Origin of the sequence: Mycobacterium sp. (genome assembly GCF_039583785.1) — a bacterium.
GTDB lineage: Bacteria > Actinomycetota > Actinomycetes > Mycobacteriales > Mycobacteriaceae > Mycobacterium.
The window spans coordinates 1-14,084 of record NZ_JAVKSG010000030.1; the positions used below are offsets into that span (position 1 = coordinate 1).

9 protein-coding genes are annotated in these 14,084 nt (G+C 64.1%); 4 read left to right on the forward strand and 5 right to left on the reverse strand.

Annotated elements, in window-relative coordinates:
* Positions 1 to 1,010 precede the first annotated feature (1,010 nt).
* On the forward strand, positions 1,011 to 3,119 hold the full coding sequence (locus ABDV69_RS11260; protein ID WP_343574235.1) for an HAD-IIIC family phosphatase: 2,109 nt from the start codon (positions 1,011 to 1,013) through the stop codon (positions 3,117 to 3,119).
* 131 nt (positions 3,120 to 3,250) lie between these two features.
* Here ABDV69_RS11260 and ABDV69_RS11265 read toward each other — a convergent pair whose 3' ends face one another.
* Positions 3,251 to 4,525, reverse strand: coding sequence for a glycosyltransferase (locus ABDV69_RS11265; RefSeq protein ID WP_343574237.1), 1,275 nt, complete (start codon positions 4,523 to 4,525; stop codon positions 3,251 to 3,253).
* A gap of 159 nt (positions 4,526 to 4,684) precedes the next feature.
* Positions 4,685 to 5,476, reverse strand: coding sequence for a class I SAM-dependent methyltransferase (locus ABDV69_RS11270; RefSeq protein WP_343574239.1), 792 nt, complete (start codon positions 5,474 to 5,476; stop codon positions 4,685 to 4,687).
* Positions 5,477 to 5,621: 145 nt separating this feature from the next.
* Here ABDV69_RS11270 and ABDV69_RS11275 point away from each other — a divergent pair, with 145 nt between their 5' ends.
* Positions 5,622 to 6,794, forward strand: a complete 1,173-nt coding sequence (locus ABDV69_RS11275) for a glycosyltransferase (RefSeq protein ID WP_343574241.1) — start codon at positions 5,622 to 5,624, stop codon at positions 6,792 to 6,794.
* Positions 6,795 to 6,815: 21 nt separating this feature from the next.
* On the opposite strand, the gene ABDV69_RS11280 is transcribed toward ABDV69_RS11275, so the two are convergent.
* Positions 6,816 to 7,805: a Gfo/Idh/MocA family oxidoreductase gene (locus tag ABDV69_RS11280; protein WP_343574243.1), complete on the reverse strand. Its 990-nt coding sequence runs from the start codon at positions 7,803 to 7,805 to the stop codon at positions 6,816 to 6,818.
* Between the two features lie 78 nt (positions 7,806 to 7,883).
* Here ABDV69_RS11280 and ABDV69_RS11285 point away from each other — a divergent pair, with 78 nt between their 5' ends.
* On the forward strand, positions 7,884 to 9,533 hold the full coding sequence (locus ABDV69_RS11285) for a GMC family oxidoreductase (protein WP_343574244.1): 1,650 nt from the start codon (positions 7,884 to 7,886) through the stop codon (positions 9,531 to 9,533).
* Between the two features lie 18 nt (positions 9,534 to 9,551).
* Here the strand turns inward: ABDV69_RS11285 and ABDV69_RS11290 are convergent, their stop codons facing one another.
* Entirely contained in the window at positions 9,552 to 10,820 is a 1,269-nt protein-coding gene (locus ABDV69_RS11290) for a glycosyltransferase (protein ID WP_343574246.1), read from the reverse strand.
* A 107-nt stretch (positions 10,821 to 10,927) separates the two neighbouring features.
* On the opposite strand from ABDV69_RS11290, the gene ABDV69_RS11295 reads away from it, so the two are divergent.
* Positions 10,928 to 12,316 carry a hypothetical protein gene (locus ABDV69_RS11295; protein ID WP_343574248.1) on the forward strand — a complete coding sequence of 463 codons (1,389 nt, stop codon included), beginning with the start codon at positions 10,928 to 10,930 and terminating at the stop codon, positions 12,314 to 12,316.
* A gap of 17 nt (positions 12,317 to 12,333) precedes the next feature.
* Here ABDV69_RS11295 and ABDV69_RS11300 read toward each other — a convergent pair whose 3' ends face one another.
* Positions 12,334 to 13,875 (reverse strand): MFS transporter, encoded by a 1,542-nt coding sequence (locus ABDV69_RS11300; RefSeq protein WP_343574250.1) that lies wholly within the window; start codon positions 13,873 to 13,875, stop codon positions 12,334 to 12,336.
* Positions 13,876 to 14,084: the final 209 nt, after the last annotated feature.

Below are 14,084 nucleotides of genomic sequence, written 5' to 3' on the forward strand. Positions count from 1 at the left end.
ACGACACTCCAGCCGCCTCGCAGGTGGGGCCATTTCAAGCCGCCCTCCCGGGGCCAGTTCAGGCTGTCACGGCCACGCTGGCCCGCGTTTCGACGAACCATCAAATGGCGCACAGGCTGTGAAGGCCGCGTCAGCACCCTCAAACGAGGCTACTGCTGGGATCGCAGCTAGATCGACACCACCGAAGGTGCCCGGATCTGGGTAGGCCACGGCGTCCTGACCCCAGGACTCCTGATGAGATCACCGTCTGAGGTTCCCACTCCACATAACCGAACGCTGACGGTGCCGGGTGGGCTGCCGGTTCGGTTCAACCGCCCGCGCCACCAACACTCCAAAAAGCCCTGCGCACCATCAATACTCACGTAGTCCAGTACATCGACGCCGCCAGACTGCCACTCAAAGTAGCCTGAAAACTCAAGACAAGTCCATGAGTCCTAGGGACCAAGGGTCCCTAGATCTGATCCCGCGGTCGCCGGTTTCGTTCAGGACTCCACCTTGTGCACCACGCCCGGTCCCCATGGTGGGGCTTGCTTCGCCCCCTCCACTGCCCACCGGCCAGCTCGCCAACGACCTGCCACGGCGTTCCGGAAAATCCAGGTATCGCGACGACCGATTGAATCCAGCCAGTAGACGTCATTGCGGCTCGCATGGTGCGCCCGCGAGGACGACCTGCTCCGCTCCGTTGGCCGCCCTGCGGTGTGCTGCGAGAACGCAGCATTAGGACCGTTCGCCACAATGACAGTCGAGATCTAAAACCGGTACCTAACTAATGTCTGTCCAAGGCGGCCGCTACGCCGGCTGCCCGCGGCTGGACCGACGAGTCTGTAACCTACGCACAATCGGCCGGCGCTGAGGTCAAGTGTGTCTACTGCGAAGGCCGACCCCACTCGGACGGCACAAGCCGCTCGGCCTTGCGTCCAACAGACGGGTCAAGCCAGATGGCGCATGGGTCTTGCCGGTCAGCAGCGCTCCGTTCGGCTATGCTCGGAGCCCCAAGCAACGCTGGAGATATGTTGCCCGAGAAACCGCATCACCGCATCCTCGGCGTCGATCAAGGTGCCCGCCTGCGCCGCGGGGGTAGTCGATCCCGCCGGTTTGGCAGTGGCAGGCAGCCGCCCTCTCTGAGTGCAGTCCGTCAACGCTGGATCATGTATCTCTTCAATCACAGAAATCTGATTCCGCGCACCGCCCGTGGGCAGCGTTACCACCAGTCCCTGGCCCGTCAGGCTGCCGTTCTCCTCGCCGCAGACAGCACAGTGGCCGGGCCGGCAGACGATGATCCGATCGACATTTCCACTTATTTGTTCCCGAACGAATTACAGGTCACCGATGTCCCCTTGAAGAAGATATTGCTGATCGGCTCCTGTCTGAGCCAGGAATACGTGAACCGTTTCCGCGAGATCGATCCCGGCCTGAAGGTCCGCCACATCTTCTTGAACAACCTCCAGCAATTACCGACGCTTAAAGCGGCCCAACTTGATACGTACCAGCTGCAGTACATTCAGCTCCCGCTGCGCGAGGTGTTGACCGACCGCATCGTCCGCGTCTGCGATATCGACCGGGCACACGGTTTCGGCGAGATTATCGACGACGCACGCGCCATCCTGGCTGCGATGCTCGATGCTGCAATGGCCTACAACAAGCAGCACGGGCTGCTGACGCTCGTCGCCAATTTTTTTGTACCCCAGGGCCATGCCGCGCCCAGCCTCGCCAACCTGGGCGGCGAAGACGATCTCGCTGCGCTGATAACCGAATTGAACAGTGCGCTCACCCATCTGGTGCGCAAGTACAAGAACGCGTATGTGGCAGACGTGAACAGTCTGGCGAATTCGTACGGCAAGCGCCACTTCCTCGACGACATCGTCTATTTCTACAGCCACGGCTCCATACTCGGCAGCCAGGTTGCAATTGACGAGGCTTGGGCGCAGCACGATAACTGGCCGGTCTGGTCCGCTCCAAACTGCGCGCGTGTCGAGCCGGTGCCTGACCTCGCCGGGTTATATCAGCTGCAGCCTGAACCCTTCTGTAAGTTAATTCTCGACCAAATCCGCTATCTGTATCGCGTGGCACAGCAAGTGGATCCGGTCAAGATCGTCATCTTCGACCTCGACAACACGTTGTGGCGCGGGCAGATCGCGGAGCACTACGAAACCGGGCGTGCCTGGCCGGACATACACAACTGGCCAGTCGGCATGTGGGAGACCGTGCATCACCTTCGGCGGCGGGGCATCCTTGTGTCCCTGTGTTCGAAGAACGACGAAACCTTGGTCCGCGACCGCTGGTCGCGCCCAGTTAGCCTACCGTGGATCTCGTTAGATGACTTCATCGCGCCGAAGATCAACTGGCAACGCAAATCGGCAAACGTCCGAGCCATCCTGTCGGAACTGAACCTTACCTCCAAGAGTGCCCTGTTCGTCGATGACAGTCCTGTCGAGCGCAGCGAGGTGCTCAGCGGCGTGCCGGGCATCCGCGCGATCGGCGGCAACCCGTTCGTGACTCGCCGAATTCTGTTGTGGTCGGCCGAAACGCAGCGCAGCGTTATGACCGACGAATCGATGAACCGAGAGACATCCTATCGCGGCATCATCGCGCGCAATGGGGAGATGGTGTCGATGGATCGCGAGTCCTTTCTGCGGGGTCTGCAAATCCGCGTCAAACTCGATCACCTCACCGAAATCGATTCGCCGCTGCTGCCCCGCGTGTTGGAGCTATCGAACAAGACCACCCAGTTCAACACCACCGGCTTGAAGTGGACACCAACTGAACTGACCACCTTTATCAAGAACCAGGGCGCGGTGTTCGCCGTAAGTGTGCAGGACAAGTTTGCCGATTATGGTCTGGTGGGCGCGGTTTTCGTCAGCGGAGGCGTCATACGTCAGTTCGTGATGAGCTGTCGCGTACTCGGCAATGATGTCGAAGTTGACGCCCTAAAGCAGATTCTGGACCTCGTCCGTGACCAGGACGAAGGACCTTTCATCCTCGGCACGATCAGCCCAACCGAGGTCAACGGCCCGTGCCAAGATATTTTCCTGCGCTTGGGCTTTCAGGCGACCGACACCCCGGACACCTTTGCAATCAGTAAGACTGAATCCGTCGGCGTGTCCGTGTCTCGCAAATAAAGGTGTAGGTCGGTGTCCTTATTTCAGCTAGGCACCGGAAGCGCCGTTGTTGTTGTCGAATGGGGAATGCGAGAACGAGGCACTCACCCCGCGAACTCACCTCACGTGAATCTTCTCGTCAGGTTCGCCGATCAGCCAACACGTCCCACACGGGCGAAATCCTCCAATAGATCAGCGGCGGCCGTGGCGTTTGCGGTGGGTTTGGTCATCCGGGTGGCGATCTCGCGGGCCCGGGTGAGGTAGTGCGGGGCAAGGATGCGGCGGAGGTCCGCGCCTAGCGATTTCTCGGTGGTGGTCGAGAGGCGCCGGGCGGTGCCTACCTCCAATCGTTTGACCGCACCTCCGAAGCCCGCCTGATCGGTCAGGGTCCAGAGGATCACCTGCGGAACTCCGGCGCGCAGGCTCGCGGCGGTGGCACCTGAGCCACCGTGGTGCACGACCGCGCGGCACAGCGGAAAGATCGCCGCGTAGTTCAGCGGGCCCACCACCTTGACGTGCTCGAAACGAGGGGCGCTGCTGAAGTCGGTCCCGCCGGCGCTCACCAACGCCCGCTCGCCTATCTGCGCGCAGGCCGAGTTGATCATGGCAAGCGTCTCGCCGGCAGATCCAACCGCTATGCTGCCGAACCCGACGTAAATCGGCGGTTTTCCCGCGGCAATCCACGACGCGGCCTCGCCGTCGGCGTCGGTCTGCAACTCCAACGTCAACGTGCCGACGAACGGCCGCTGGCCACCCCATTTCGTCCATTCGGCTGCCAGCCCGGGAAAGCACACTTCGTCGTAGGCCTGGATTTCCAGCGACCCGCGTTCGGCGATCCGTCGCGACCAGGGGCATGTTGCCTTCGCCAGACCGAGTTCACGACGCTGCGCGTCCTCGACGTCCCTCATCGCGCCGCCCCAAGACAGCCGATCCCAAACCGTCATCACGCGCAGGCCCAACGGCGCCGGCAGGAATGGCAGGAGCTGGCCGTTGGCCCGCATCGGCGACATATGCAGCGTGGCCAACGGCAGGTTATAGTACTCCGCGACGTTGGCGGCGAACTGCTCGAAACCCAAGCCGGCGATGAGTAAGTCAGCCCCATCCGCCAGCGGAATCAGAGTCGTCGTCGCCGCCTTCGTCCAGCACCGGGTAACGAACTCCGAAATTTCGCGCCCCAACCTGTCCAGATCCTGAACCCTCCAGGGTTTATGGAAGAAACATGCCCAGTATTTGAGCTGCGCTTCCGAGAGGGCCCGCGAATCCAGCCCGTAAGCGACTGCCGCAAGCCCAGCCGCCTCGGCGAAGTCAACCAGGTTGGGCGGGACGGCGATGCGCACGTCATGCCCCCGGCTCAGCAGCTCACGGCCGACAACGATGGAGTTCTCGACGTCGCCACGCATTCCGTAACATGCCAGCACAAATTTCATCGCGGATCCTGGCCTTCAGTCGTTGTACGCATGTGCAATGTCAGCGGCATCGGTCATTATTTCTAGTTCCGCGGCCGCCGGGGGCGGTTCAGTCATTTGCTTCGAGATTGACGGAGAACCGCGGCAGCGCCCGTGGGCGGTGGCGTTCGGCGCGCGACGCTAGGAGTCGAACTCGAGCAGAGTCAACGTCGCCACCGTCGGCCAGAGCATCTGATCGATCACCGGGCCGCGGCCGCGGGCCACCGGCAGATTGTGCGCCGCGCGAACGCCCCGCACGCGGTCGGCCAAGCCGGCAGCCTCACGTGCGGAGAGGGCAAACGGCGTCCGCGGCCATCCGCCGCGCAGCGTGGTCCAGATGCGCCGGCGGGCCAGAAACGCCTGGAACTTCGACGGCAGGTCGAACATGATCTGGCCGCGCGGGAAGCGGCGCGCGCACTCGCGGATAACACTGAGCGCATCGTCCGGCTGCAGGTATGGCAGCAATCCCTCCGCAGTGATGAACACGCCATCCTGCGGGTTCACCTGATCCATCCAGGTGAAGTCCAGCACCGACCGGGCGGATGTCGAAATGCGCGGCGAATGCGGTAGCAACTGCAGACGAAGGTCGATAATCGCCGGCAGATCGACTGTCAGCCAACGGAATTCATCGCCGAGGCCGGAGGCATCAAGGCGCCAGAAGCTGGTCTGCAGCCCTTCGCCGAGCGCTACGACGGTGGCTTGCGGGTGATCGGAAAGATAGCGGTGCGCGTTGCCGTCGAATGCAAGCGCCCGCAGCGCGACGTCTTGGCGAGCGGCGAGGCTGAATTTGCTGAAGTCGTAGTCGATTGAATCCACCAACCGGATCGCCACCGGATCATCGATGATCCCGTCGGGTCGGCGCGCTTCGCTTGCCCGGCACCACAGCGTCACCATCGCTGTCTCGGGCAACGTGACGATCTCGGCTTTCACCACCGGGCAATCCTTACACAGAACGGTGCGCCGGCCGTCCGGAAATGACCCACGGACAAGTGCGGCTCGCCTCTGTCAGCGCGTGTCACCGCCGACATACACTCTGGCAATGTCTGACGCTGGGGTTTTGCGACGCATGGGAGCCCGGATGCGCACGATCACAGCATTAAGCAAAGAGAGCCTTTCGCCGCGGGTGGTGGTGGTCTCGAACGTAGGTAATTTCGGTGGCGGCGGCGCAGTCGGATTTCGTGACATGGTCTCGGCGATCCGGGAAAGGCGTCCGGACTTGGATGTGGTCGCCGTTTGCCCGGGGAAGGGGACGCTGGCGGCGGAGTGCGCTCGGAACGGCGTCCGGACCAAGATTGCCTGGATGCCGGGGTGGGCTTTTCTTGTATGGGGGCCGGCTCCCCGCGTTGAGGCACTCATCGGTGCGCTTCTCCGCGTGGCGCTTCTCCTTTCGGGCATCGTGCCGGCAGTGTTGCTACTCGTTCGAGAACGCCCGAGGCTGGTCCTCACCAACACGATGGTCATTCCCGCGCATGCAATCGCCGCCAAACTGCTTGGCATTCCGCACTACTGGATGGTCCGCGAGTTCGGCAAGGCCGACCATCAGCTTTGGTTCCTGTTGGGCCATCGCAGGAGCGTCCGCCTGATCGGTCGCCTGTCGGAGTCGGTGATCTGCAATTCATACGCCGTCGAGAAGGCTTTCCTAGCAATAGATTCCAAGCCGATGACCTACGTAGTGCACCCGGTTGTCGACACCCCACTCGGCTCGCCACCGAAGCGCCTCCCGGGTGAACCGATGCGAACCGTGTTGGTCGGCTATTTATCTCACGCCAAGGGACAACGCCTGGCGATCGAGGCAATCGCTATTGCTCGAAAGGCGGGCGTCGACATCGAGTTGACACTCGTCGGTTCTGGAAACCAGAAACCATTTCGCAAGCTTGCTCAATGTTTGGGCGTCGACGACCTGGTGACAATCGACGGGCCGACGCGCGACCTCGGCCGGTACTGGGCCGCTGCCCACGTCGGCCTTATGTGCAGTGAATGCGAGGCATTCGGCCGGGTTTCGGTGGAGGCGATGCGGGCCGGGCTGCCGGTGTGCGGGACGAATACTGGTGGCACGCCGGAGATCATCGATCCAGGAGTCAACGGACTGCTAGGCCCAGCCGGCGACGCGACTGCACTTGCGGCCAATCTGATGGCGCTCGAATCGAACGAGGACCTGCGGCGCAGCCTCGCCGTTGGCGCGATCGAATCAGCGGAGCGCTTCCAACGAGACCGTCACGACGATGAACTCGCTGCCATTCTTGGCCTCTAGGATTCTGCGCACCCTCGGTGGTCAGGCCGGTCGCCGGAGCGAGAGGCCGGCGGCACGATAGATCGCATCGATGACGGTCATGTTCTCGACCGCCTCTTCCGGCGTCGTCTTCACCGGTCCACCCCGAAGCACGGCCGCGGCGAAAGCGTCAAGCTGATTGGCATAGGTGGAGTGCCCCGGAAAGTTCTCCACACGCTTTCCGCTGGTTGACCGAACCGAGAACCGCTGAAAAGGGATCAGTGGATGCAGCCGAAGCTCGCCGCGGTCGCCGACCACCTTCACGGTGAAGCGCGGTAGATCGGTCGACCACATCGAGCAGTGCACTCGGCCGGTGTGCCCGCCGGCGAACCGCAACCGAGCCGTCATGGCCCGGTCAATCTCCGGACCGCGCAGCTTCGCCTGCGCCGAAACAACTTCCGGCGTCGAGCCGCCGAACCTGCGCACCATGTCGACCGCGTAACAACCGAGGTCCATGAGCGCACCACCGGCGAGGGAGTAGTCGTAGCGGATGCCGGAGAACTTCGGCATCCAGAAGCACCAATGCGCGTCCACCCGCTCCAGCGTGCCCAGCTCTCCCGAGGCGATGATGTCGTCGATGCGCGAAGCACACGGATGGTAGCGGTAATGAAATGCCTCCATCACCACCCGGTTTGACTCGGCGGCCAGTTCGGCGACCTCGCGAGCCTCGGCGGCATTGGCGGTGAACGGCTTTTCACACAGCACATGCTTGCCCGCCGCAATCGCCGCCCGAGTCCACCTGCCGTGCAAAGCAACCGGCAGCGGATTGTAGATAGCGTCCACGTCCGGATCGGCGATCAGTGCCTCGTAGCTGTCGTGCACCCGGGCGATGCCGTGTTTGTCAGCGAAGGCTTGAGCACGCGACACGTCGCGGGCTGCCACCGCGGCCACCACGACTTCGTCGTTTATCCGAGCCGGTTTGATCAGCGCCGACGGTGTAATGCGTGCTGCCCCCAGGACCCCGATCCGCACCGGGGCGCCGCGTCCAGACATAGGGCGGGATGCTAGCAGTTGACCAACAGCTCTATTGAACAGCCGTGTGATAACTTCTCGGTTCGAAGAGGAGCTCGATTGGCTAACGGCGAACTGACTGCACGCGAGGCCGAACGCGTGATGTGGGATGTGATCGTCGTGGGCACCGGTATGGGTGGCGGGATGCTGGGCCACCGGCTGGCCCAGTCAGGCCGCACAGTGCTCTTCGTGGAAAAGGGACGCTCGACGCTGCCCGGCACGCCGGGAACGATCCGCGCTGCGATGCCAGAGTTGGCCGAGCCGCGAGCGGGCCGATCCCCCGATGCGTACTTCGATGCGTTGGCCCGGGCCGGGCGCTCCACCGACGAGATCGAGGACATCAGCCGGCGATTCCCGCGCCGGTTCGTGCCGTTCATCGGCAGCGGCACCGGCGGATCCTCGGCCCTCTACGGCATGGTCTGCGAACGATTCTTCGCTGCCGATTTCACTCCCCGGCAGAACTTCCGCAACCCCGGTGATTCCACCGTGCCCGAGGCCTGGCCGATCACCTATGACCAGATGCGGCCCTGGTACGCGCAAGCCGAAAAGCTGCTGGGGGTGCGGGGCCAGCCCGATCCCCTGCGCCCGGAAGCCGCCGACGTCGGTCTGCCACCGGCACCGCCGTTTTCGCCAGACAATCAGCCGCTGGTCGAGCATTTTGCTGCTCGCGGATTGCATCCCTATCACCTGCCGATGGCCTGTGATTACACCGAGGGTTGTGCCACCTGTCAGGCCTACCTGTGCGAGAAGTCGTGCAAATACGACGCCGGCCGCAATGGGGTGCTGCCCGCCGTCGCCGAGCACGGCGCACACCTGCTGGACCAATGTCGGGTGCTGCGCCTGGAAGCCGACCGCACCCGGGTGCGGCAGGTGATCTGTCAGAGTCGCTCCGGCACGCTGGCCCTGCAGGCCAAGCTGGTGGTGCTGGCCGCCGGCGCACTGGCCACCCCGCTGTTGCTGCTCAATTCCCGCTCCGGTGATTGGCCGCGCGGATTGGCCAACGGCTCAGACTCGGTGGGCCGCAACCTGATGCGTCATCTGCTCGACTGGATCGAGGTCTGGCCTCAGCGCGGCTGCAAGATCACGGCCGAAAATAAAGAGATCGGGCTCAACGATTTCTATTTCTGGGAGGGCCAGAAATACGGCACCGTGCAGTCGGCCGGCGCGATGGCCTCGCTGGCATCCATGGAGATGCTGACCAACCAGCCCGGCTGGCGGCCCAAGGCGCTGCGTCTGGCAAGCCCGGCGCTGCGGCCGGTCTATGACCGCGTCGTCGGCGGTGGGCTGGTGCTGACCGTGATGATGGAAGACCTGCCGTATCTGGACAACCGCGTCCTGCCGAGTGATCGGCCCGGCCTGGACAACCGCCAGCGGCTACGCATGCAATACCGTTTGCACGCCAACGAAATCGAGCGGCGCGCAGTGTTTGTGCCGCAGGTAAAAGAGGCATTGAACGCGTTTCGCACACTCACCCTGCGGACCGGCGCCAACAATTCGAACCTGGGCCACGTCTGCGGCACCTGCCGCTTCGGCACCGATCCCACCGTCAGCGTGCTCGACCCACAAAACCGCGCGCACGAGGTGGACAACCTCTACGTGGTGGACGCCTCGTTTTTTCCTTCCAGCACCGGCCTGAATCCCAGTTTGACGGTCGCCGCCAACGCCTTGCGGGTGGCCGCGCACATCAACCACGCGCATTTCGCCAACTGACAACCAGGCGGTCGCCCCTCAGCCGACAGACCGCAGGCGAGCGAAGTTCTCCATATGATCAGCGGCGGCCGCGAGACTTTCGGCGGGCTGGTTCATCCGAGCGGCGATCTCGCGGGCGCGGGCGCGGTATTGCGGAGTCAGGATGCGACGCAGGTCGGCGACCAATGATTTCTCGTCGGTGGTCGAAAAACGCCGTGCGGTGCCGACTTTCAGCCGTTTGAGGGCAGCACCCCAGATGAATTGGACGTCGGCCATCCAGAGGATCAGCGCGGGGACTCCGGCGCGCAGGCCGGCGGCCGTGGTGCCCGCGCCACCGTGGTGCACGAGCGCGCGGCAGGCCGGGAAGATCGCCGCGTAATTGATCGCGCCTACCACCTTGACGTGGTCGAGGTGCGCGACGCTGCTGAAGTCGCTCCAGCCGGCGCCAACCAGCGCCCGCTCGCCTAACTGTGCGCAGGCCCCGCCGATCATGGCTATCGCGTCCGCCGGAGATTCGACGGGGATGCTGCCGAAGCCGAAGAAAATCGGCGGTGTGCCTGCGGCAATCCACGACGTGACCTCGTCATCGGCATCCGTCGGCAACTCCATCGTCAGCGTGCCGACAAAGGGCCGCTGGCCGTCCCATCTCGCCCATTCGGCCCTCAACCCGGGAAAGCACACCTGGTCGTAGGCCTGGATTTCCAGGGATCCGCGTTCTGCGATGCGCCGGGGCGCGGGGCCGGTGGCCTTCGGTAGGCCGAGCTCGCGGCGCTGCGCGTCCTCGACCTTCTTCACCCCGCGCCACACCAGCCACTCATACGCCGTCATCGCCGAGCGGATCAACGGCGCCGGCAGGAACGGAACGATGTGCCCGTTGACCCGGATCGGTAACCAGAGCAGCGTCGCCAACGGAATCTGTTGGTACTCGGCGACATTCGCGGCGAGCTCCTGGTAGCTCATGCCGGTTATCAGCAGGTCGGCCCCGTCCGCCAGTGACGCCAGCGTCGTGCTCATCTCGCCCCAGCTCTGCGTGCCGGGCTCGCGAGATTCGCGCAGCATCTTCTTCAGCTCCCGCACCTTCCAGCAGGTGCGGAAGAAGCGCGCCCAGAAGTTGCGCGTCACTTCCAGCCACGCCTGCGTATCCGGCCCGTAGCCGACCGCCGCAAGCCCGGCGGACTCGGCGAAGCCAATCAGGTCGGGCGGGACGGCCATGTGGACGTCGTGGCCTCGGCGCAGCAGCTCACGACCGGCAGCGATACCGGGCTCGACATCGCCACGAGTTCCGTAGAACGCCAGCACAAATTTCATCGCGTCTCCGTGGCCCCTAGGGCTTCGCGGCAATCCGTCGGTGGGTGGCCATGGCGTCGGCTACTCTACATCTGATGAATTGGTCCGACCCGAATCAAGGGTGATCGGTGGCAGTCCGGGTACGTCCTGCCCGTGATGCGCGGCCTGACAATCGGCTGGCGTTGGTGGACCAGGGCTTCTTTGCCGGGCAGCGTGCCGCAGGCCAGGACGAAGTCATGCAGGTCGTATGGGTTTACGAGCATGCCCTCGACTTCGATGGCCTCAGGCGTTTTCACCGTCTTCTCGGTCACGGGTGGTTGGGACGGCGCATCGAGCGTTCGCCGCTGCCGTTCGGCCGGCACCGGTGGGTCGCTGATCATGAACCGCCGGACATCGACATCGCCGAATGTGCCCGCCCACGCGCTGAACTCAGCGACTGGGCTGACGAACGCGCACAACTGCAGACTGATCCGGAAGAGGGGCCCGGCTGGCATCTCGGTGTCCTTCCCCTTACCGACGGCTCCACCGCGGTCAGCCTGGTGGCTTCCCATTACCTGCTCGACGGCCTTGGATTATGCGCCGCGATGGCCGATGCGATCCTCGGCAACACGCGTGACCCCGGCTACCCGCCACCCCGTTCACGCACTCGGCTGGGTGCGGTGGTTCAGGATGCCCGTCAAACGGCCCGGGACTTACCTCAGGTTGCCCGGGCGCTCGTCGCGGCGGCAAAGCTGGCCCGCAAGCAGGCGGGTCGCCGGGACGATACTGCCCAGTCATCGTCATCGCAGCGTGTCGCACTCGGTGGAGTCGAAGGCGATACCCCTGTCGTCGTGCCCGGCATCACGATCGCCGTCGACCTGGCTGAATGGGACGCCCGAGCGAAAGCCCTCGGCGGAACGAGTAACACCTTGGCCGCCGCGTTGACCGCAAAGCTCGGGGAGCGCATCGGGCGGCGTCGTGGTGACGGCGCCGTCACCGTGCAACTCATCATGAGCGAGCGCACGGACGGCGACGATTCACGTGCGTTGGCAGTGTCGATTGCGCACGTCGCCGTCGACCCGACGCGGGCAACGACGGATCTGCGTGACACCCGCGCCGACATCAAACAGGCGCTGGACACTCGGCGGGAAACGCCCGATGAGTCACTGCAGCTCGCCTCGCTGGTCCCGTTCACGCCGAAACGGACGTGGAAGCGGGGTGTCGAAGCGGCGTTATCCGACCCCGATCGCCCGGTGGTGTATTCCAACATCGGCGACGTCGGCCAGATAATCAGCCAGCCCGACGGCACCCACTGCGAATACGCCTACGCGCGAGGTACCAGAAAACGGGTAACGCGGCAGTGGCTTGAGCGGATCGGTGGTCAGATGCAGCTGCTGTCTTTCCGCCTGCCGGTGTGCGGCAAAATCTCCATCCACGTCCTCGCTTACCAACCGGGCGCCGAGAACACCAAGCCCGCGTTGCGTGCGCTGGCTGCGCGCGCACTGGCTGAGTTCGACTTGGCGGGGCAGATCGACTGAGAAATCGTCGCGCTGAGCTACTGTCCGTCGGCGTCGGTGGCTTCCTGCGCGACCGCTATCTGCTGTGCGGTGTAGTTGATCAGCAGCGCCACCCCGCACATCAGGATGACGACCCCTCCTAAGCACAGCAGGCCGAATGTATAGCCGTGGTCCAGCGCATACATCTGGACGTCGTTCATGATCTTCACCGGCCCGGTGGTGCCACCGAGGTGCAGCGTGCGTACCGTGACGGCGACCTGGACGACGCCCAGCACCAGCGGCCCGCCGAGGCTGCGCAACATCACCGAGACTGCCGAGGCGGGCCCGATGCGGTCCGCGCCGACGCTGGCGATCAGCGCCAGCCCGAGGGGAAGGCCGATCATGCCGAGACCGATACCGCCGAGGACGATCGGCAGCACGAGGTTCGGGAAGTAGGGGACGCCGCGGTGCAGCAGTGTCGAGCCGCAGAGGATCGCACCCATAAGCAGAATACTGCCGGCGATCACCACCACCCGCGGTGAGAGCCGCGTCACCAACCGTGTGGACAGGATCCCTCCGATGGGCGTCGCGAAGGCGAACGGGATAAAGCCGACAGCCGAGCGCAGCGGACCGTAGCCCATGACGTTTTGCACATACAGGCCGATCAGCACAGTTATGGCAAACGTCACCCCACCGAAGAAAAACATGGTCGCGAAGGTGGCTACCCGGTTGCGGTCGGAGAACAGGCTCAACGGCACGATGGGGTTCTCGGCCGTGCGCTCCACCAGGGTGAACGCTACGAAAGCGGCCAGCGCCACCAGACTCGAACCGAGCGTGGTCGCCGACAGCCACCCATGCTCCGCACCCGTCGACATGCACAAAACCGCGGCGGTGCAGGCCAACGTGGCCAGCACACCGCCGGCGGCGTCGAGCTTCATCCGCCGCTTCTGGGTTTCCTGCAGCGCGGCTTGGGCCAGGTAGATCACCACTAGCCCGAGCGGCACGTTCACGAAAAACGCCAGCCGCCAGGAGACCTCGGTGAGCGCTCCACCCGCCACCAGGCCCACCATCGACCCGACACTGGCCACGGTGCCGAACACCACCATCGCGGTGTTGCGCTCTGGGCCCTTCGGGAACATGGTTGCCACCAGCGCCATCGCGGTCGGGGTGACGATAGCGGCGGCCACGCCCTTCAGAAGCCGAGCAAAGATAAGCACCCCCCCGCCCCAGGCGATGCCGCACATCGCCGAGGTGATGGTGAACAGCGCGGCGCCGATGAGCAAGGTGCGCTTGTGCCCGATGGTGTCACCGATGCGGCCGCCCAGCAGCAGCAGGCCGCCAGAGGCCAGCACGTAGATAGAGATCACCCAGCTCCGTGTGCCGTCCGACAGTCCAAGATCGTCTTGGATCCTCGGAAGCGCGAAGATCGCGACGGTGCCGTCCATCGTCGCCAGCAACTGGATGCCGCTGAGCGCGCTGACCACGGCGACGAAGTGGCGAGTCAGCATCCGAGTCGGTTCGACGGGGGTCGCGCTTGCGCATTCCGGGCGTTGTGTCGCAGCGACAGGTAATGCCCGCTCTGTGTCGTCGAGGAGCGCCATAGCGGATCACCCTATAACACGTGTGCCTAGTAAGAACGCGATCCGCGGGTGTCGTCGCTCGGGCGATCGGACGGTCCGAAACTCGGACCTTTTTACCGAAACACTGGATCGTCGCTGTGACCTACAGTATGTTTTTGACTTGTTCCACTCGTGTCAACTAAGCCCCCTGGAGACGCGGTGAGTGTCAAGCTGTCCGACCGCGTTGACGG